Genomic DNA, 19,880 nt, shown 5'->3' with positions numbered 1-19,880 from the left:
AACATCAACATTATTGCCCAATAATAAAGATAATATTAAGCAATCGCTAACCAACTCATGGATAAAACGACAAGTGGATCGGGTTTTATATACCAACAAAATAAGGTCCGCCTGTCAGTAAAATTTTGCTGAGTTTTTAATCAAATTGGCGTAGATTAAATAGACAGACTTAATCAGATTGGACCTGTAGCCAGTTTCAGCTTTGCTACCCACGCCAAGCTGAAACACACAGTAACCAAGGAATGATCTTATGCCTATTTATCAAGCTCCTCTTCGAGATTATCATTTTATTCTGTCTGAACTGCTCAATGTCTATCAACAAACTGATTTACGCGGTTTTGATGAATTAGATGAAGATCTCACCGATGCGATTCTACAGGGCGTTGCCGACTTCGCCACCAAGGTCATGCTACCACTCAATGCGAGTGGTGACTTAGAGGGCTGTAAACTGGTAGGCGGTAAGGTCATTACTCCAAAAGGCTTTAAGCAAGCTTATAAACAATATGTAGAAGACGGCTGGGCAACATTAACCTGTGATCCTGAGTTTGGCGGCCAAGGCCTGCCTGAAGTCATTGGTACCTTTGCCACTGAAATGAAATCGGCTACCAACATGGCATTTGCTATGTATCCAGGATTAACCCATGGTGCGTATTCAGCTATTCATGTTCACGGTAGCGATGCATTAAAACAAAAGTATTTAGCCAAATTGGTCAGTGGCGAGTGGACCGGGACCATGAACTTAACAGAGTCGCATGCTGGTACAGATTTAGCCTTGCTTCGCACTAAAGCCATTCCTGCAGCTGATGGCTTATTTGCTATTAGTGGGGAGAAAATATTTATCTCATCTGGCGATCACGACCTAGCCGAAAATATCGTTCATTTAGTATTAGCTCGCTTACCAGATGCGCCAGCAGGCGTTAAAGGGATTTCGTTATTTGCCGTACCTAAATTTTTAGTGAATGATGACGGTAGCTTAGGCAAAGCTAACACCCTAAGTGCGACAAGTTTAGAGCATAAAATGGGCATCCACGGAAACTCGACTTGTGTGATGCATTTTGACAGCGCGATAGGTGAATTAGTAGGTGCAGCGCATCAAGGCTTAAAAGCCATGTTCACCATGATGAACCAAGCACGTTTAGGGGTCGGTCTTCAAGGTTTAGGCGTATCAGATATTGCTTATCAAAATGCCCTCGTCTATGCCAAAGAACGTATTCAAGGCCGTGCATTAAGTGGTATTAAACAACCTGAACAAGCCGCAGACTCATTATTGGTCCATGGTGATATTCGTCGTATGCTGTTATCGCAAAAGTCATTTAACGAAGGTACACGTGCATTAATGGGCCAGCAAGCGTTATGGCTTGACCAAGCAGAACGTCACACCGCCCCTGCTCAAGCAAAACAAGCCTCTGCACTAGCAGCGCTATTTACGCCTATCGTTAAAGGCTTTGTCACCGACCAGGGGTTTAAAGCCTGTGTGGATGCACAGCAAGTATATGGTGGTCATGGTTATATTACCGAATGGGGTATGGAACAGTTTGTGAGAGATAGCCGGATTGCAATGATTTACGAAGGTACAAACGGAGTACAAGCTCTTGATTTAGTCGGCCGTAAATTACTTTCCGATAAAGGCGCTGCATTAAAGATATGGTCAGGTATGGTTAGAGAGTTGATTGAGCAACACTCAACTAATGAAGATATGAAGCCTTATCTTGCAGGATTAATCGATGCGGCTGGCGATCTCGAAAAAGCCACCGGATTTATTGTGCAATCAGCCAGTAAAAATCCAGACATCATTGGCGCTGCATCCATGGCCTATATGCAATTATTTGGTATTACAGCATTAGCTTGGATGTGGACTCGAATTGCAGCAACATCAATAGCGGCATTAGAAATGGGCACTGAAGAAAGTCAATTTTACCAAGCAAAACTTAATACTGCTAAGTTCTTTATGACTTATTGGGGTAGCCAAACCCGTAGTTTACGCAAACAAATTGAAGCCAGTAGCGCTAACATTGTTGAATTTACCGACTCTGACTTTTAATCGCTAATATGATAATTTAAAGCCGCCCCAATTGACTTGAAGCGGCTTTTTTATTCAGTCATGTTGGAGTTAACTTAATCCCACAAAAACTCACGAAAATGCTTTCGACAAACCGACTCATAACTTTCATTACCACCAATGGCAACTTGCTCACCTTCACTCATAGGCTTACCGTCATGATCAAGACGGACAACCATGTTAGCTTTGCGGCCACAATGACAAATAGTTTTCAATTCGACTAACTTATCAGCCCACGCTAATAAATAATGGCTGCCAGTAAACAACTCACCTTGAAAGTCATTACGTAAACCATAACATAACACTGGAATATCCATGTTATCGACTACATGTGTTATCTGCCTGACTTGCTCTTTACTTAAAAACTGACTTTCATCAATCAATACGCAATGAATTTTTTGCTCATTATTGGCCGTCGAAATTAGCTCAATTAAATTATCAGTGCTACCGAATACCTGCGCATCGGTTTCAATGCCAATACGTGATGACACTTTGCCGACACCATAACGATTGTCTATCGATGCCGTCATCACTAAGGTGTGCATACCACGTTCGCGATAATTATAAGAAGACTGCAGTAATGATGTTGATTTACCGGCGTTCATTGCCGAATAATAAAAATACAGTTGCGCCAAAATGAAGCGTCCCAATAGTTAGTCAGATAATGTCGTTCATTTTACCTTTATTAACATCGCAACAACAAACAAAAATGCCATATTCGTTATGAATACGGCATTTTTATGCGGTAGTAATCTGTTTATTAATTTACATTAGCAGATTAATTTGCGTGCACAAAATAATGATCAAGCATTACTTTTTAGCAACAAAGTGCAGTACAACAATACTAATAGCAAACATTACCGAACAGCAAAGTAATCCGGCGATTAAGGAACCCGTAAAACCAAGTACGATATATCCCACGAAACTTATCAATGCTGCAATCAGTGCATAAGGTAACTGCGTTACTACATGGTCAATATGGTGACAAGTCGCCCCTGTTGACGACAAAATAGTGGTATCAGAGATAGGCGAGCAATGATCGCCAAATACCGCACCAGATAACACAGCAGCTAACATAGGCAACATCATAGTACTGTCACTGCCCATGGCCATATCTGCGGCAATAGGTAACATAATCCCAAAGGTACCCCAACTAGTTCCGGTTGAAAATGCCGTAATACCCGCTAATAAAAACAACACGGCAGGCAGCATGGCAAACGGAATATTATCGGTGGCTAAACTGGCCATGTACTTGCCTGTTTCTAACTCACCTATTACGCTAGCAATAGTCCAAGCAAACAGTAAAATATATATTGCTGGCAACATAGAACGCGCACCAACCAGCATCCCAGATAGCAACATAGGCAACTCAACTTTTTGTTGAATGCCTAAAATCACCGTGGCAATGAGACCAATAATCGATCCAAAAAATAAAGATGAACTTACATCAGTATTTTCAAATGCACCCAACACATTAAAGGGTAAATCTTTAGCTGCTAATGCATCAGCACCGCTTGAAACCATAAAATATATTGTGGCAAACACTAATATGGCGATAGGCAAAAATAAGCCCATCACCTTACCAGTATCCGCTTCGGGTAAATCGGATACCGCGCCTGGTGGTTGCCCTTTAGATTCATCGAACAAATTACCGCGTAATGCATTTAATTCATGTTGACGCATAGGGCCAACATCTAAGCCAAATGCCGCGACAAATAGCAGTAACAACAACGAAAACACCGCATAAAAGTTCATTGGGATCATTTGCATAAAAACACTTAAATAACCAGAGTCAGTAAATCCATGCGCCGTTAAAATACCACCAATTAACGCGATGATATATGCCCCCCAGCTAGACACTGGTGAAATAACACATATAGGTGCAGCAGTAGAATCGAGAATATAAGCTAATTTGGCCCGCGAGATATGATAACGATCAGTAATAGGCCGAGAAATAGAACCTACCACTAAACTATTAAAATAATCATCAATAAATACCACACAACCCAAAAACATGGTCATCAGCTTGGCATCACGTTTACTGCGTATATGTTGTTTAGCCCAATCAGCGAATGCCCGAGCAGAACCACTCACGGTAATTAACGCGGTTATCATGCCTAGTACAACCAAAAAACCTAAAATATACACATTCCAATTGTTCAATCCACCGTCTTTCCAAACGAGTTGACCTACTGTGTGTAATATATATTCACTGGTAGCAATAACTGAAAAGTCGCTCAGTAACAAAGCACCAATAACAATGCCTAACCCTAGCGAAAGTAGCACCTTACGGGTTAAAATGGCGAGTAAAATAGCCACAAGTGGTGGCAAAACGGAAAGTGCCGAATCGGCATAACTTATTATCATAATTTAATTATTTCTTCGTTGGATACGAATAGAGAAAACTAGAAATAAGGCTAAACATACGCCGAAAGAGTATGCATTAACTTAACTAGTAGCGCTCCACAGTAATACCCACTTAATATGAATATCATTCTTTTATCATATAGATAAAAACTCTATGACAGTGCAGCCCCTTTCGAGTACTGCACCAACAAATGTGTTTGATAGACTCATTTGTTTCGGCATTGCATCCTTTAATACTGAATTATTGGCATCACCCAATTCAATACGACTTTTACGCAATGCACCTCTACTTTGGCCATTTGCATTTAAAATGCATTACAAACAGCGCGAACATACAATCATAAACGACTTATTCTATGCCAGAAAAAAACACTAAATCGCAGTACAAATAACAATATTGCCAACAAAATCCACAATTGCATAGCATTAGTCTAACGTTTTTAAGTCAAATGCACACTAGCGTAATGGGCACAAAAACAGCAACAGCATCAAACTATTGATTTTTGAACTGACATTTTTAAAACTCAACATAAAAACTAATACTAATTCAAAACTAATCTAACACTAGCCCAATAAAAAAGGTTTCTACTTTATGAGTAGAAACCTTTTGAATAGAACAACGGACGTTTAATCGCGCTTCAAAGTCGGCTGAAAACACTAACTTAATCAACGCCTCCATCTAACGACTTAACGTCAGATTAAATTAGATTGTTCAATGCTGGTACTGCTTCAAATAAGTCGGCAACCAAACCATAATCCGCCACTTGAAAAATAGGGGCTTCAGGGTCTTTGTTAATAGCAACAATCACCTTAGAGTCTTTCATACCAGCAAGATGCTGGATTGCACCAGAAATACCCACTGCGATATACAAATCTGGCGCGACGATTTTACCCGTTTGACCCACTTGTAAGTCGTTTGGAACAAAGCCAGCATCAACCGCAGCACGAGAAGCACCCACAGCCGCGCCCAGTTTATCGGCAAGTTGTTCCAAAATAGCAAAGTTTTCACCGCTACCCATACCACGGCCACCAGACACAATAATGCCAGCATTACCGAGTTCAGGACGCGCTGATTCTGTTAACGATTGAGAGATAAACTCAGTACGCGCCTCAATAGCTTGACTAAGATTAACCACTTCAGCACTGCCTGTTGATGCGACGGCATCAAATGCACTTGAACGCACTGTCATGACTTTTTTATCATCTAAACTTTGCACGGTTGCTAAAGCATTACCCGCATAAATAGGGCGAACAAAAGTGTCACTACTGACAACTTCAATCACTTCAGAAAGTTGTGACACATCTAATAATGCTGCCACACGCGGTAACGTATCTTTACCAATACTGGTTGCTGCCGCTAGAATATGCTCATAGTCGCCCGCAATCTCTACAACTAATTTTGATACATTTTCAGCTAGTTGAGCACCATATTGAGCACCATCAGCAACTAACACTTTACTCACACCTGCCAAACTTTGTGCTGCACTTACTGCAGCGCTACAATCAACACCAGCAACTAACACATGGATATCACCACCAATTGCGGTTGCCGCGCTGACCACTTTGGCCGTATCGGTTTTTAAACTAACATTATCATGTTCTGCTAATACTAAAATGGCCATGTTAGATCACCTTCGCTTCATTTTTTAACTTCTCAACCAACTCTTCTACAGAAGACACCATAATACCCGCTTTACGATCAACAGGAGGAGTGACCTTAAGCACAGTTTGATGTGCTTTTAAGCTAACACCTAAATCAGAAATCGTCAGCGTTTCTAGCGGTTTACGCTTGGCCTTCATAATATTAGGCAATGATGCATAACGAGGCTCGTTTAAGCGAAGGTCGACCGTAACAATCGCCGGTAAAGGCATTTTTAAAGTTTGTAATCCGCCATCTATCTCACGAGTCACTGTGACAGTATCACCATCAACTTTGACCTCTGATGCAAATGTCGCTTGGGGCATATCAGTTAATGCCGCTAACATTTGTCCAGTTTGGTTGTTGTCACCGTCAATCGATTGCTTACCGAATAATATTAATTGCGCTTGTTCTTTTTCTTGCACGGCTTTTAACAGTTTAGCAATTGACAATGGTACTAGATCTTCATCAGTTTCAATATGAATTGCTCTATCGGCCCCCAGAGCCATAGCCGTTCTTAATTGTTCCTGTACCACTTTTGCGCCCACACTCACCACGACAACTTCGGTGGCAATGCCAGCTTCTTTCAAGCGCACAGCTTCTTCTATTGCAATTTCACAAAATGGATTTAACGCCATTTTAAGGTTAGTAGTCTCAACACTTGTGTTATCAGCTTTTACCCTGACTTTCACATTGGCATCGACTACACGTTTAACAGGCACCAAGACTTTCATAGGGTTTCCTTCCTACAACTTCAATGAACGTGGACAACACATTGACTGTGGCCAATGCAATATGGGTTTACTCTACGTCCTGCTAACGTTAACGTCAACAAAAGTCAAACGCTTGTTTACATGTTTTTGTTGTGATAATGGCAACCAAACAGAACAAACCCTCATTGATTATTTGCTTAATTTATACATTTATATAAATTATATTTCATAAAAAGATAATTTAATTTGATTCAATACCGAATAGTTTCTATTATTGTATCCATATTCAGTGTTTATTAAACTTTATGGGTAATCATTAGGGATTTAAATTTACTTATATTAATAATAAGACTATAAAAAACAACATTAATACTTAAATTAACCAAAAAGATAGATAATTTTATCTATTATCGCTTTTACATTTATTAATAAATCATTTAGGGAATTTACAACATGAGTGACTTTTTAGACATATTAACCCATGGCCGTCGTTTTAAAGCTGCAATAAAAGAATTATCTCTTGATGATTTACGTGAAACAGCTGCCAAATTAGAAAAAATTATTACCGAACGTGAAGAAGAAGAAAAATTAGAACTTGAAGCGAATGCTGAACGTAATGCTCGGATTGCAGAAATTCTTGCTCAAATTGAAAACAGCGGTTTATCTATTGAAGATTTAGGTGAAGTCACGTCTTCAGTTAAAACAGCAACTAAAAAGCGTGCGCCACGTCCAGCAAAATATCAAATCACTGTTGATGGCGAATTAATTCAATGGACAGGTCAAGGTCGCATGCCAACCGTATTCAAACAACAAGTTGATAGCGGAAAAAATATGACTGAATTTTTAATTCCTGGCATGGAATAATTATTCTAACCAGCGATTAACAACACGATTACGTTTTTAGATTAAAAAGGGCTTACTTACGGTAAGCTCTTTTTTTATGACATTAGATTGCTTTATCATCACCATGAGACAAGGTAAACTACCCTTATTGAACCACTCTTATTAATTGAAGGTGACGGTTATGACTTCCCCCCTTAAATATGCATTTATTGCCTCTTCTATAGCACTATTATTAAGTGCATGCGCAAGTGATTATGCGTTCAACAGTAATTTAGACAAAAAAGCAATCAATGATTACTTTAAAGTCGGCGATGTAACGTTATATGAAGGAACTAATCAACCTAGAGGAAAGTTTGATGTATTAGGTTTAGTTGAAGGCGAAGCCTGCCAAGAAACCCTTCGAGATGCACCGCCACAAATGGCCGTTGCACGTACAAATGCCAGAAGAGCAGCGGCAGACATAGGTGCTAATGGTTTTGTGGTTAAAAGCTGTTTTATGATAAATGAAGCAGACAACAGCTGCATTAGCCGTGCTCTTTGTGTTGGGCAAGCGATTAAAACCCTTACAGAAAAATAACAACTCAATATAATATATTGGTAGCCTATAAATGATGAGTGCTCATATAACACTCATCAACATTATTTATATTTAAGTTATGATTCCCTTTCTCTGCTTAATTCAGGTATTGCATGACACAAGGCAACGATCAACACCAGCAAATAGATCCTATTAATAACCGTTCTAGCGTTCCGTTTAGCAGTCAATTAAATGCAGTTGCAATATGCAGAACACCTTATAAGCAAAAATTTGGTATCCCGCGTCAGCCTGGACTAGTCAATGCCATTGGCTATATTGAATTTGAGCCAGATTTTAATCACCTTGATGCTGTAAGAGGAATAGAACAATATTCTCACCTATGGTTATTATTTTGTTTTCATGAAAATCTAGCTCAAGGCTGGAAAACCACAGTACGCCCTCCCCGTCTTGGCGGTAATGAAAAACTAGGAGTGTTTGCTACACGTTCGACATTTAGACCCAATGGGATTGGTCAATCAGTGGTCAAACTCCATAGTGTTGTTCAACGTAAAGGTAAAGTGTGTTTAATGATCTCTGGCATGGATTTATTAGACGGCACACCTATTATCGATATTAAACCCTATGTTCCGTTCTCCGATGCGATAACTGATGCTAAAGGTGGAATTGCCCAAGATGCTCCCGTGCTTATTCCAGTAACTTATACCCCTGTTGCAGCAACTCAAATTAGCCAATATACCATTCAACAACAATACCAAGGCTTAGCCGAATTAATTAATGGCGTATTATCCCAAGACCCTCGCCCAGCCTATAAAAAAGCCAAAGATGATCCCAAACGCTATCAAGTGGCGCTGTATGATTTAGATATTTTTTGGCATGTCACGAAGCAAGGAATTGAAGTATTAGAGCTTAAACCGACCAAAGTGACATTATTAAAGGATTAAGCTTATGCCAGACATTGATTATCAAGCTCAACACAAAAAACGTTTATCATGGATGCCATGGCTATACTTTTCACTTAAACCCAAACATCTCCTTTGGGCTAAACCTTGGCAAGATGAAATTCAACAGCAACTTTGCCAATTAGAAACGATTCATATTGGTGAGCAATGTTTTATTGCCCCACAAGCACAACTTTTTGCTGAACCGGGTCGTGATATCTCTATTGGTAACCAATGCATGATTGCCGCCGATGTGTTTATGCATGGCCCTATCACCTTAGGTAATGAAGTGGCCATTAATCATTGTTGCAGTTTAGATGGTGGTCGTAAAGGTATCAAAATTGGTAGCCAAACTCGTATTGCTAACAACGTCACTGTTTATGCCTTTAACCATGGAATGTCAGCCGACACACCTATCTATAAACAACCTGCAACATCCAAAGGGGTAGTGATTGGCCAAGATGTATGGATTGGCGCTCAAGTAGGTATTGTTGACGGTGTGACCATTGGAGATAGTGTTGTCGTTGGCATGGGCTGCATTGTCACAAAAGATGTTCCAGCTTACGCCATCATTGCCGGTAATCCTGCTCGAGTCATTGGCGATAGACGAGATAAATAACTTCTATAAAGAATGGAAGGTGAAATAAGAAATACATAAGTTGACAAAAATCAGTTTATTTCTCGTCTGCAATATCAAACTTGCCATTTAAGCATCACAAAGCCTACTGTTGAATTGAATTAGCAGGTGACATCATTAATGCAGGTGCTAAAATGGCGCTCATTAATAGCAACTATTTTGGACATTGGTAATGCGAGTTAGTAAGTACCTGCTTTCAACACAAAAAGAAACTCCTGCAAACGCAGAGGTGATTAGCCATCAGTTAATGTTACGCGCGGGTATGATCCGCCGTAATGCGTCAGGTCTTTACAGCTGGTTACCGTCAGGTTTACGTGTATTACGTAAAGTTGAAGCCATTGTTCGTGAAGAAATGAACAAAACGGGCGCTATCGAAATATTAATGCCGTTAGTACAACCAGCTGATCTATGGGTTGAAACAGGCCGCTGGGATAAGTTTGGCCCTGAATTACTGCGTTTCCAAGATCGCAATAATCGAGACTTTGTATTGGGACCAACCCATGAAGAAGTCATCACAGATTTAGTCCGTAAAGAATTAAGTTCATACAAACAATTGCCAATTACTCTTTACCAAGTACAGACCAAATTTCGTGATGAAGTACGCCCTCGTTTTGGCGTAATGCGTGCACGTGAATTCTTGATGAAAGATGCCTATTCTTTCCATTTAGATCAAGAAACAATGGACAGTACTTACCACGCAATGCACACCGCATACAGTAATATTCTGACACGAATGGGCTTATCATTCCGCCCAGTGCTAGCAGATACAGGCTCTATTGGCGGTAGCTTGTCGCATGAATTCCATGTACTCGCTAGCAGTGGTGAAGATTTAATCGCTTATTCAACAGGTAGCGACTATGCCGCTAACATTGAAAAAGCAGAATCACCAATGCCAAGCCAAACACGTGCACAGGCAACGCAAGCAATGACGTTAGTGGATACCCCTAACGCAAAAACGATTGCAGAATTAGTTGAACAATTTGGCCTAGACATCACCCAAACGATTAAAACGCTAATTGTTAAGGGTGCAACAGAAGAAGCACCATTAGTCGCATTAGTGATTCGTGGCGATCATGAACTTAACGAAATCAAATCTGACAAACTTGAATTAGTCGCATCACCATTTGAATTTGCATCAGAAGCTGAAATTCGTGATGCCGTGGGTGCAGGTCCAGGTTCTATCGGACCTGTTGGATTGACCATGCCAATTATTGTTGATCATAGCGTCACTGTGATGAGCGATTTTGCTGCTGGTGCAAATACTGATGATAAACACTATTTCGGCATCAACTGGGAACGTGATTTGCCGTTAGCTACTGCAGCGGATATTCGTAATGTCGTTGAAGGAGAACCAACACCAGACGGTCTTGGTACTTATGCCATGGCGCGTGGTATTGAAGTTGGTCATATTTTCCAACTAGGTACAAGCTACTCTACATCAATGAATGCCACTGTGTTGGACGAAAATGGTAAAGCACAAGTGTTATTGATGGGTTGTTACGGTGTCGGTGTCAGCCGTATTGTGGCTGCAGCCATTGAGCAAAATAACGATGACCGCGGTATTATTTGGCCAGAGTCGATTGCTCCTTTCACTGTGGGTATTTTACCAATGAATATGCATAAATCGCATCGCGTTGCTGACATTGCCGAAAAACTTTACCAAGACTTAACCGATGCAGGTGTTGAAGTCTTAATGGATGATCGTAAAGAACGTCCAGGTGTGATGTTTGCAGACATGGAATTAATTGGTTTGCCTCATGTGGTCGTTATAGGCGACCGAAATATCGATGCGGGAGTATTTGAATATAAAAACCGCCGCACCGGTGAGAAGCAAGATATTCCATTTGATGAAATCGTGGCATTTTTAACGAATGCAGCCAAAGGCTAATAGTTAATAGTTAATAGTTAATAGTTAATAGTTAACGAGATGGTATTTTAAGAACGCACTTTACGGTGCGTTTTTTTATTTCTGTTAGAAGATAATTGATGCTTATGTTTATCAACAGCAGTGACTATTAAGAGCTTAATATCCACGACAACTAGAACAACGACAAAACGAAAGTCTGAACTCGTACAAATGAAAAACAACATAGTCGACTTATTGGTAACTGGTGTATGACGTAAAAACAACTCATACTAGCATTCAAAATATTAAAAGTATAAAGGATCAAGATTGTCAGTATCAATAGCATTGGTGTTAGGTGGTGGTGGCGCTAGAGCAGCGTATCAAATAGGCGTATTGAAAGCCCTAGTGCAATGTTATCCACGCAATCACAATGTCCCATTCGATATTATTTGCGGGACGTCCGCAGGCGCGATTAACGCAACGTCACTGGCAACCCATGCATCTTGTTTTCATCTAGCGATAAAAAAACTCGATTGGGTCTGGCGTCATTTTGAAACAGATAAAGTATATCGAGCTTCCATCCCCCAAGTATTAAGACACTTGGGTCGAATGGCCATTAAAGGCTTACAAGGTGACAAGGTGAGCACTGATGCAAGCAGCTTACTCGATAATCAACCATTACGCGAATTGCTGAACAATCTAATTGATTTTAAAAGAATTGACCGTAATATCAGCAATAATGCCCTCAAAGCAATTAGTATCGACGCCTCCTGCTATAACAACTCACGATCGTACAGCTTTTATCAGGGTAATGAACATATTGACGATTGGCAGCGCGCGAGACGAATTGGTATTCGTAGCTTATTAAATACCGAACATTTATTGGCAAGCTCTGCTATTCCAATGGTATTTCCATCAATTAAACTTAATCAAGCCTATTATGGCGATGGGTCTGTACATCAGTTATCACCATTATCAAGCCCTATTCATCTTGGTGCGAATAAAATATTTGTGATTAATTTAGACAGCCCTCATAAACATTTCCCAATCGAGTTTGAACAACATCCTAAAACAGCAACAATAGCCGGACATTTATTAGATACCATTTTCTCGGACACATTAAACAGTGACTTAGAACGCTTGCAGCGAGTAAACACCACAGTATCAAAAATTTCACCTCAAGAACGAGAAGCGTTAAATCTCCGCCATATTGAAACCTTAGTGATTAAACCAAGCCAAGATTTAAGCCGTATTGCAGCGCGTTATTATGACGACATGCCCTTTGCGATTAAGACGTTATTAAAGTTCATAGGCATTAATCGCCAATCTGACTCGAGTATCGTATCGTATTTATTATTCGAAAAAAGCTATACCACTACCTTGATGGATTTGGGTTATCAAGATGCGATGGACAGAATTGATGAAATAAAACAATTTTTTGATATCTCAACGACGACTTAATATTCAACCACGATACTATGCTTAGATGACTAATACTGGTTAAGGATGTCATGTCCGTTATCAAAAATTGAATTATCTTTGCGGTATCATTTTCTCATGCAATAATTTTTACCATCAATGATGAAATATTTCGCTTTAGCTTATTATTAACTTTAGGTAAAAAGAACTTGTACCAACAGCGGTACAGCTATCTGGAATGTTGAAAATGTCACACTCATTTGAATTTGATGAAGATGATGCGCCATGGGGCGATAGCATCAAGGGAAAACCAAAATCGAAAAAAGTAAAACAACGCCGTCGAGATACTAAGCGACGTTACTTTGACGATAATGTTGGAATGGAGTTAGCGCCTGCTAAGTGGAAATAATTTAACAGGATTTTCTCATCAAGTTTAAAAAGCAAGTTGCCTGCAGCTTGCTTTTTTATTGAAAAATGGCCTTGATAAACTCAAGACCATTTAATGAATAACATTGACCCTTAAATAACTGATAACTGTTGATGTCGATATCCCACCTCATACTGACTTAATCAATTTTTACCGACAAAGTGCAGTCTTCTTAAAGATACAATATCGTTGCCAGCCCTAAAAAAGTAAAAAAACCAACCACATCTGTCACTGTTGTCAGAATAACTGATCCTGATAAAGCCGCATCTTGCTTAAAACGCTGTAGGATCATTGGCACCATTACTCCCGCAATGGCAGCAACAGCCATATTAATTAAAATGGCACAGGCAATAACCACGCCCATAATCGTATCGCTAAACCACCAACCGGCGATAATACCAATAACAATCGACCACAAAAGACCATTAAGCGCACCGATCCCGAGTTCATTTTTCATCAACGACATCACGTTACCAGCAGAAATCTGACCCATGGCCATACCGCGGATCATTAGCGTTAACGACTGGCTGCCCGCAATACCGCCCATTGAAGCAACGATAGGCATCAATACCGCTAATGCAACCACTTGCGACAACACATTTTCAAATAATCCGATAGTCGCAGACGCTAAAAATGCAGTCAGTAAGTTAATCCCAAGCCACACAGCTCGACGTTTTGCGCCCACCACGATTGGTGCAAATAAATCGTCATGTTCATCCATACCAGCGGTAGCCATTAATTGGGCTTCGTAATGTTCACGCACTAGGGCGGTAGCCGTTCGCAGTGTCATTCGCCCAATCAAAATGCCTTCTTCATCAACAACAGGTAACTCAAGTTCACTACTGTGCTCAATAGCTTCCGCCGCTTCTATTAATGATGAATCAGCAGAGATAACACGGTTATCTTCCCATATTAGCGTCTGCAATTGAGTATCAAGATCGGCCGTTTTAAAAACGTCATAACGACGTACCGTCCCCAAATATTTATCGACGTTATCCACTAAAAAAATATGGTCATTACAATCTAAATCAATTCGACGAAAAAAACGTTGTCCTTGAGCGACTGTAGACGTAAGACTTAATGCCAACATCTGGTGATCAGCATAACGACCAATTTCATTTTCAGAATATTGGTCATACAACTCAAAGTGCTTACGTTGACGCTCCCCCATCTGTGCTAATGCACGATCGGTAATATCATCAGGTAACGAATCACTCCATTCAATAAGGTCTTCTGGACTTAATTGAGAAAAAAGTAAGTCTAATTCCTCATCGGGCATTTTCTTAACAATGCCCAAACGAGGATCAGCACGCATCAAGTTTAGAACATCAACACGTTCTGCAACGTTGACTTGTTGCCAACGATCATAACGTTCATCAAGTGGCAAAGATTCTAATAGTAACGCAATGGTCCCAGGTTCAGCTTCAGTTAAAATATCACTGAACACTTCTGCCTGCTCATCACCTTCAGCTTCCGTTAACAGATGCACCACTTGACTAACATCGGCTTGGGGTTGCGAACTAGTATCGACTTCATCTTCAGGACCAAGTTCGTTGTTCAATTCACTCATTAGCCCGTCCTTAATTCTTGGTAGTTAAATATGCGCGAACTATATTTAAATTAGTAGTTATAAGCAAATAGATAAATTAAGTTGCGCACAATTTAATTGCTACCCCATAACTTTTACTTTATAGTTTAACTCTCATATATAAGGAGTCTCACATGGCCACAACAATTTACTCTATCACCGTAAAAGATATCCAAGGCAATGACGTTGTCATGGAGCACTTTAAAGATAAAGTTTTACTTATCGTAAACACGGCAAGTAAGTGTGGTTTCACGCCTCAATATAAAGCACTAGAAGCCTTATATCAGCAATATAAAGACCGTGGTTTAGTTATTTTAGGATTCCCATGTAATCAGTTCGGCAAGCAAGAACAAGGCAATGAAGAAGAGATCAGCCAGTTCTGCGAACTTAACTTTGGTGTGACCTTCCCACTCTTTAGCAAAATTGAAGTGAATGGTACTAATACCCATCCCTTGTATCACTTTCTTAAAAAATCTGCCAAAGGCCTTTTAGGTAGCGAGTCAATTAAATGGAATTTCACTAAATTTTTAGTCGATAAGCAAGGTAACGTAATTGAACGTTATGCGCCAACAACTAAGCCTGAAGAGCTTAACGCTATCATTGAAAAGCTACTTGGTTAACCGTCACGTTTACCCATAATCAAATCCCGGCAATAAATATAAGCTTGCTTTGGGTGATTGATATCAGGTTAATCACCTTATCTTTGCCAACTAGATGTCGATAAGTGGCACCTAACAGATAAATATCCTGCACAGCCAAATGTTCATTTATTGGAAATGCTCAAGTCATAAAAAATATCATAAAAAACATCAAAACCTAAGTTAATGATAAATATCTATTTTAAAATTAACATCGATATTTTAATAAAAATAATACGTTTATATTGAACTTTTATACCATCAGGTACTCAAACTTAGTAACAGTGATATTCACTTTTGTTCATCATCTCCCTGGGACTTCTAGCGCGGTCCCCTTGATCGCTAAGTCGATCGATAGGCAATCATTTGATTGCCTTTTTTTATGTCTGTTTAATCCCTATTTTTCGCTTTCAATAAGAACTCAATCGCTGCAATGTATGAATTGTTTATCATCGACAGTATTCACTTAACAATTAGGCAATGATAATAATGCCGTCGCATGACCGTATATACAGTCATACTCAGCCAAGCTTGTTGGAATATACATTTTTCGCATTTATTCAAGAACACTCAGAAATATGTTTTATATGTGACTTATCAATAAGTTACCTTTGGTTTGCTCATAAGAAATAATAGAGACAGTGCTAATAAGAAATTATTTATAAATTTATTGCATCATTTAATGAACTTTTCCAAATAGCCCCAGTCTGAATATATGTAGCAAGTAAGACAGCAAATTCGGTAAACGTCCTTCATCAGCGTTTTAGTTTTTGCCTAAAAGTTAGCGTAATCACTTTTATTTACTTGTTGCTACTATTTTGTGTTTATTGTTCATCATCATCCCTATTGGGGAGTATTAACACGCTAGCGCACCGTTAATCACACCCCGCAAAGAACGTCTTAGGCAACCAGATTGGTTGCCCTTTTTTTATCTTCATTTTATGAATTATTCTTATTTATAACCATAAGCCTAGTCTACAAGTCATCATCATAGCGTTCTCTCTAACCTATAATGAGCTGCATTTGATCTCTGTACGATAAATAACATTGACAATTGAAACGCATAAATCACGCAAGAAAACTATCAAGTCATTGTTATATAATATCATTATTGTTACCCCATATTTATTAACACTCAAAGACTGAAGTCCAAAAAATTAGGGGCATAACTCAATAAAACCAATTTTGTTTAAATTAATTAAAAAACTCAATTTTTCGGTGAACTTTCTTGATAAGCCCCGGTCTTATTAATTGTACGGTTTAGAAATAGTTTGAAGTAAGTGCAATATGATAATTAACCTTCTCCCCCGATGTTAATTCATTAAATTGCCAAGTGAATCACCTACTTACCTCGAGCTTTTGTTAGGTTTAAGTTATTGCTATACCGTTTTATGTTTATTGTTCATCATCATCCCTATTGGGGAGTATTAACACGCTAGCGCACCGTTAATAACACCCTACAAAGAACGTCTTAGGCAACCAAATTGGTTGCCCTTTTTTTATCTTCATTTTATGAATGATGCTTGTTTATTGGCACAAGCTTAGCTTCCAAGTCATCATCATCTCGTTCTACCTAACCTATAATGAACATCATTTGTTCTCCGTAAGACAAATAACATTAATAACTAAAATGCATGCCCCATGCTTAAAAAAATCAATATATTGCATAAATTCAACAACTTATGGTTGGTCATTATTATTTTTAATTATTAGTATTTGTTTAAGTTCAAAAAACTGGTGTCTCCAAACTTAGGGTCACAACTCAATAAATATAATTCCATGTAAATTAATTAAAAAAACTCAATTTTTCGGTGAACTTTCTTGATAAGCCCCGGTCTTATTAATTGTACGGTTTAGAAATAGTTTGAAGTAAGTGCAATATGATAATTAACCTTCTCCCCCGAAGTTAATTCATTAAATTGCCAAGTGAATCCCCTACTTACCTCGAGCTTTTGTTAGGTTTAAGTTATTGCTATACCGTTTTATGTTTATTGTTCATCATCATCCCCATTGGGAAGTGTTAACACGCTAGCGCATCGTTAATGACAACCCGCAAAGAGTTATTTTGGCAGCCAATATGGCTGCCATTTTTTTATCTATTTTTACGTAAAAAAGTTCAAGAAATCAACTTGTTAAAAATTCAGTAAACTATCTAGCTGAACTTGCAAAGAAGGATGATAACCAGCACGCGCTTTTATATAGATATCTTTTAATTCTTGCTGATAACCCGCTAGTTGTAATTCAACAAACAATGGCCTAACAAACTTAGCACGCCCTATACTGCATAAATAATCACTTAGCGCAGGTAACACGGAAGCAAAATGATTGCGGATCGCGACTCTAAACCAATCACATGCTATTTCGGCATTGAGACTGTCAGTTAAATTAAAGGTTTCATCTAAATCTAATAATGTAGTTTGGCTAACAACTAACGGTAATTGAGTGAGAAAATACTGCCAGTGGTGAACTCGCCATTCACCTACCTGTAACTCACTTGCAGGAGTGCCTTCCATAATAGCCTCTACAGCCTGATCCACTTTATTTAGGCTGTTTGACGTTGGACCAATAAACCATTGCGGCAATCCTTGGCCATACACCCATTCATTAAGCTCTGATAAGGTTAGCTTATCGCTATGCTCCACCAGCAATGTCTGTTTTGCATAATTAATAAACATTTCGGTAGTAATAGCATTAAACGAGAAATGCTCAACATACTGGAAAAGAAATCGATCGAATGCAGCCCGACCTAATCGGCTTTCAAGTTCATGTACAAACATCGATGCTTTATCGTAGGTAAACCGATTAAACGCTAGGTTAGGATCACGATCTTGCACATTAGCAGGTAGAGTTTGGTTAGCTAAAGGCATAGTGGCGAGCTCTTCTTGCAGCCGTCCATACTCGATAACCCATTCAAGCTCAGCCTGCTCTTTACCATAAACGGCTTCTACAATTCGATTGGTAAAGTAAGTCGTAAACCCTTCATTAAGCCATAAGTCTCGCCAGGTCGCATTACTGACTAAATTGCCAGTCCATGAATGAGCGAGTTCATGAGCTACCGTTGAAACTAAGCTCTTATCTCCAGCAATTAACGTAGGAGTCATAAATGCCAGCATAGGATTTTCCATGCCACCAAATGGGAAACTCGGTGGCAATATAATCATGTCGTAGCGTCCCCAAGCATAAGGTCCTAATATGGACTCAGCCATTTGGATCATTGACTCGGTATCTTCAAATTCTTTGGCTGCCGCAGCTAACATACCTGGTTCAGTATAAATTCCACTTCTAGGGCCAGTGGCTTGGAAACTTAATTCTCCGACAGCAATGGCTAATAAATGGGTAGGAATGGGTTTATTCATACAAAAGGTAAACACACCATTATGGGGTAATTTAGGTGTATTTTCTGCACTCATCACTGCACGTAAACCTTGTGGAGCAGTGACTGTTGCATTAAAAGTGATTCGCGCTTTTGGAGTATCTTGTAGCGGGATCCAACTACGAGCATTAATAGGTTGCGATTGGCTAAACAGATAAGGTAATTTTTTGCCTAAGGTTTGCTCCGGTGTAAGCCATTGAAGCCCTTGAGCTGTTGTTGAAGTACGATAATGAATGACAACCTCATCAACTTGCTCGCCTACATCAATAACCAGCTTTTGACCTAATATGGCATTCACATCAATCACATCATACGACAGTTTATTAGCATGACTGTCAGTGATATCTTCTATGATCAAATCTCGACAATCTACCACTAAAGATGTTGCAGGCATTTCCCGAGTAAATTGCAGCTGGGCGGTACCACTAAGTTGTTGTAAGTCAAAATCAACCACAAGATTGAGCTCAAGATGATACACACATAAAGCATCAGTATTAGCACTTGAATGGTAATCGTGTTGTACATTCCAGTTTGCAGTCATAAAAAATCCTTATCTGACAGGGAAATATTAAATCTGCCAAGGATAATAACACTCGCATGATGAATAATATGCTGTAAAAAAGCTGATTAAATCCATTTTTTGAGTGAATTAAGTTTTGCGTTTGCGTCCAGCATAAACTTATTAATCAATAGAGAAGAAAAATTTTAAATTCATTAGCATAAAAAATGTGGGCCATATATTTAATAGACACACAATAAATATAAGTCATTAATAATAATAGATTAAATAATATAAAAAACGTTTTAGGGTTCTCAATTCTTGTATCTAATTTTATTTTTAATAAAAAAAGAGCA

General features: G+C 39.1%; 15 protein-coding genes and 1 riboswitch. Of the genes, 9 read left to right on the top strand and 6 right to left on the bottom strand.

What is annotated here, in order from left to right:
• Nucleotides 1-250 precede the first annotated feature (250 nt).
• Nucleotides 251-2,041 (top strand): acyl-CoA dehydrogenase C-terminal domain-containing protein, encoded by a 1,791-nt coding sequence (locus ABIS04_RS05735; RefSeq protein ID WP_350432871.1) that lies wholly within the window; start codon nt 251-253, stop codon nt 2,039-2,041.
• Nucleotides 2,042-2,115: 74 nt separating this feature from the next.
• Here the strand turns inward: ABIS04_RS05735 and ABIS04_RS05730 are convergent, their stop codons facing one another.
• The 4 genes from ABIS04_RS05730 to ABIS04_RS05715 form a co-directional block, all read right to left on the bottom strand.
• Nucleotides 2,116-2,694, bottom strand: a complete 579-nt coding sequence (locus ABIS04_RS05730) for a thymidine kinase (protein WP_137221873.1) — start codon at nt 2,692-2,694, stop codon at nt 2,116-2,118.
• Nucleotides 2,695-2,869: 175 nt separating this feature from the next.
• Complete coding sequence (locus ABIS04_RS05725) at nt 2,870-4,426, bottom strand: Na+/H+ antiporter NhaC family protein (protein ID WP_371833620.1); 1,557 nt, start codon at nt 4,424-4,426, stop codon at nt 2,870-2,872.
• An 81-nt stretch (nt 4,427-4,507) separates the two neighbouring features.
• Nucleotides 4,508-4,723, bottom strand: a riboswitch (Lysine riboswitch).
• Between the two features lie 401 nt (nt 4,724-5,124).
• Nucleotides 5,125-6,048 carry an FAD-binding protein gene (locus ABIS04_RS05720; RefSeq protein ID WP_350432870.1) on the bottom strand — a complete coding sequence of 308 codons (924 nt, stop codon included), beginning with the start codon at nt 6,046-6,048 and terminating at the stop codon, nt 5,125-5,127.
• 1 nt (nt 6,049) lies between these two features.
• The gene (locus ABIS04_RS05715; RefSeq protein WP_140233722.1) at nt 6,050-6,799 is read right to left on the bottom strand and encodes an electron transfer flavoprotein subunit beta/FixA family protein; all 750 of its coding nucleotides are present in this window, start codon (nt 6,797-6,799) and stop codon (nt 6,050-6,052) included.
• A gap of 432 nt (nt 6,800-7,231) precedes the next feature.
• Here ABIS04_RS05715 and ABIS04_RS05710 point away from each other — a divergent pair, with 432 nt between their 5' ends.
• From ABIS04_RS05710 to ABIS04_RS05680, 7 genes are all read left to right on the top strand, one after another.
• On the top strand, nt 7,232-7,642 hold the full coding sequence (locus ABIS04_RS05710; RefSeq protein ID WP_140233721.1) for an H-NS family nucleoid-associated regulatory protein: 411 nt from the start codon (nt 7,232-7,234) through the stop codon (nt 7,640-7,642).
• Between the two features lie 160 nt (nt 7,643-7,802).
• Complete coding sequence (gene rcsF, locus ABIS04_RS05705; protein WP_140233720.1) at nt 7,803-8,198, top strand: Rcs stress response system protein RcsF; 396 nt, start codon at nt 7,803-7,805, stop codon at nt 8,196-8,198.
• Between the two features lie 113 nt (nt 8,199-8,311).
• Nucleotides 8,312-9,100, top strand: a complete 789-nt coding sequence (gene tsaA / locus ABIS04_RS05700) for a tRNA (N6-threonylcarbamoyladenosine(37)-N6)-methyltransferase TrmO (RefSeq protein WP_350432869.1) — start codon at nt 8,312-8,314, stop codon at nt 9,098-9,100.
• A gap of 4 nt (nt 9,101-9,104) precedes the next feature.
• Nucleotides 9,105-9,716, top strand: a complete 612-nt coding sequence (locus tag ABIS04_RS05695) for an acyltransferase (protein ID WP_350432868.1) — start codon at nt 9,105-9,107, stop codon at nt 9,714-9,716.
• 190 nt (nt 9,717-9,906) lie between these two features.
• Entirely contained in the window at nt 9,907-11,622 is a 1,716-nt protein-coding gene (locus ABIS04_RS05690) for a proline--tRNA ligase (RefSeq protein ID WP_350432867.1), read from the top strand.
• A gap of 285 nt (nt 11,623-11,907) precedes the next feature.
• Nucleotides 11,908-13,041, top strand: a complete 1,134-nt coding sequence (locus ABIS04_RS05685) for a patatin-like phospholipase family protein (RefSeq protein ID WP_350432866.1) — start codon at nt 11,908-11,910, stop codon at nt 13,039-13,041.
• A 205-nt stretch (nt 13,042-13,246) separates the two neighbouring features.
• A complete protein-coding gene (locus tag ABIS04_RS05680) occupies nt 13,247-13,408 on the top strand; it encodes a small highly charged protein (protein WP_350432865.1) in 162 nt (53 codons plus the stop codon).
• A 190-nt stretch (nt 13,409-13,598) separates the two neighbouring features.
• Here ABIS04_RS05680 and ABIS04_RS05675 read toward each other — a convergent pair whose 3' ends face one another.
• Nucleotides 13,599-14,996 (bottom strand): magnesium transporter, encoded by a 1,398-nt coding sequence (locus ABIS04_RS05675; RefSeq protein WP_350432864.1) that lies wholly within the window; start codon nt 14,994-14,996, stop codon nt 13,599-13,601.
• 152 nt (nt 14,997-15,148) lie between these two features.
• On the opposite strand from ABIS04_RS05675, the gene ABIS04_RS05670 reads away from it, so the two are divergent.
• Nucleotides 15,149-15,634 carry a glutathione peroxidase gene (locus ABIS04_RS05670; RefSeq protein ID WP_350432863.1) on the top strand — a complete coding sequence of 162 codons (486 nt, stop codon included), beginning with the start codon at nt 15,149-15,151 and terminating at the stop codon, nt 15,632-15,634.
• A gap of 2,150 nt (nt 15,635-17,784) precedes the next feature.
• Here ABIS04_RS05670 and ABIS04_RS05665 read toward each other — a convergent pair.
• Entirely contained in the window at nt 17,785-19,566 is a 1,782-nt protein-coding gene (locus ABIS04_RS05665) for a M1 family metallopeptidase (protein WP_350432862.1), read from the bottom strand.
• Nucleotides 19,567-19,880: the final 314 nt, after the last annotated feature.

Origin of the sequence: Shewanella sp. H8, from assembly GCF_040285065.1 — a bacterium.
Taxonomy (GTDB): Bacteria; Pseudomonadota; Gammaproteobacteria; order Enterobacterales; family Shewanellaceae; genus Shewanella; species Shewanella polaris.
Note: the sequence above shows the minus strand (reverse complement) of the source record. Positions and strands in the feature narration are given on the sequence as shown.

What these genes read in the sequence shown, in the direction of transcription:
- ABIS04_RS05725 (WP_371833620.1), bottom strand. Translation starts at nt 4,426, where the DNA reads ATGATAATAAGTTATGCCGATTCGGCACTTTCCGTTTTGCCACCACTT.
- ABIS04_RS05665 (WP_350432862.1), bottom strand. Translation starts at nt 19,566, where the DNA reads ATGACTGCAAACTGGAATGTACAACACGATTACCATTCAAGTGCTAAT.
- ABIS04_RS05675 (WP_350432864.1), bottom strand. Translation starts at nt 14,996, where the DNA reads ATGAGTGAATTGAACAACGAACTTGGTCCTGAAGATGAAGTCGATACT.
- ABIS04_RS05715 (WP_140233722.1), bottom strand. Translation starts at nt 6,799, where the DNA reads ATGAAAGTCTTGGTGCCTGTTAAACGTGTAGTCGATGCCAATGTGAAA.
- ABIS04_RS05680 (WP_350432865.1), top strand. Translation starts at nt 13,247, where the DNA reads ATGTCACACTCATTTGAATTTGATGAAGATGATGCGCCATGGGGCGAT.
- ABIS04_RS05720 (WP_350432870.1), bottom strand. Translation starts at nt 6,048, where the DNA reads ATGGCCATTTTAGTATTAGCAGAACATGATAATGTTAGTTTAAAAACC.
- rcsF (WP_140233720.1), top strand. Translation starts at nt 7,803, where the DNA reads ATGACTTCCCCCCTTAAATATGCATTTATTGCCTCTTCTATAGCACTA.
- tsaA (WP_350432869.1), top strand. Translation starts at nt 8,312, where the DNA reads ATGACACAAGGCAACGATCAACACCAGCAAATAGATCCTATTAATAAC.
- ABIS04_RS05735 (WP_350432871.1), top strand. Translation starts at nt 251, where the DNA reads ATGCCTATTTATCAAGCTCCTCTTCGAGATTATCATTTTATTCTGTCT.
- ABIS04_RS05710 (WP_140233721.1), top strand. Translation starts at nt 7,232, where the DNA reads ATGAGTGACTTTTTAGACATATTAACCCATGGCCGTCGTTTTAAAGCT.
- ABIS04_RS05695 (WP_350432868.1), top strand. Translation starts at nt 9,105, where the DNA reads ATGCCAGACATTGATTATCAAGCTCAACACAAAAAACGTTTATCATGG.
- ABIS04_RS05690 (WP_350432867.1), top strand. Translation starts at nt 9,907, where the DNA reads ATGCGAGTTAGTAAGTACCTGCTTTCAACACAAAAAGAAACTCCTGCA.
- ABIS04_RS05670 (WP_350432863.1), top strand. Translation starts at nt 15,149, where the DNA reads ATGGCCACAACAATTTACTCTATCACCGTAAAAGATATCCAAGGCAAT.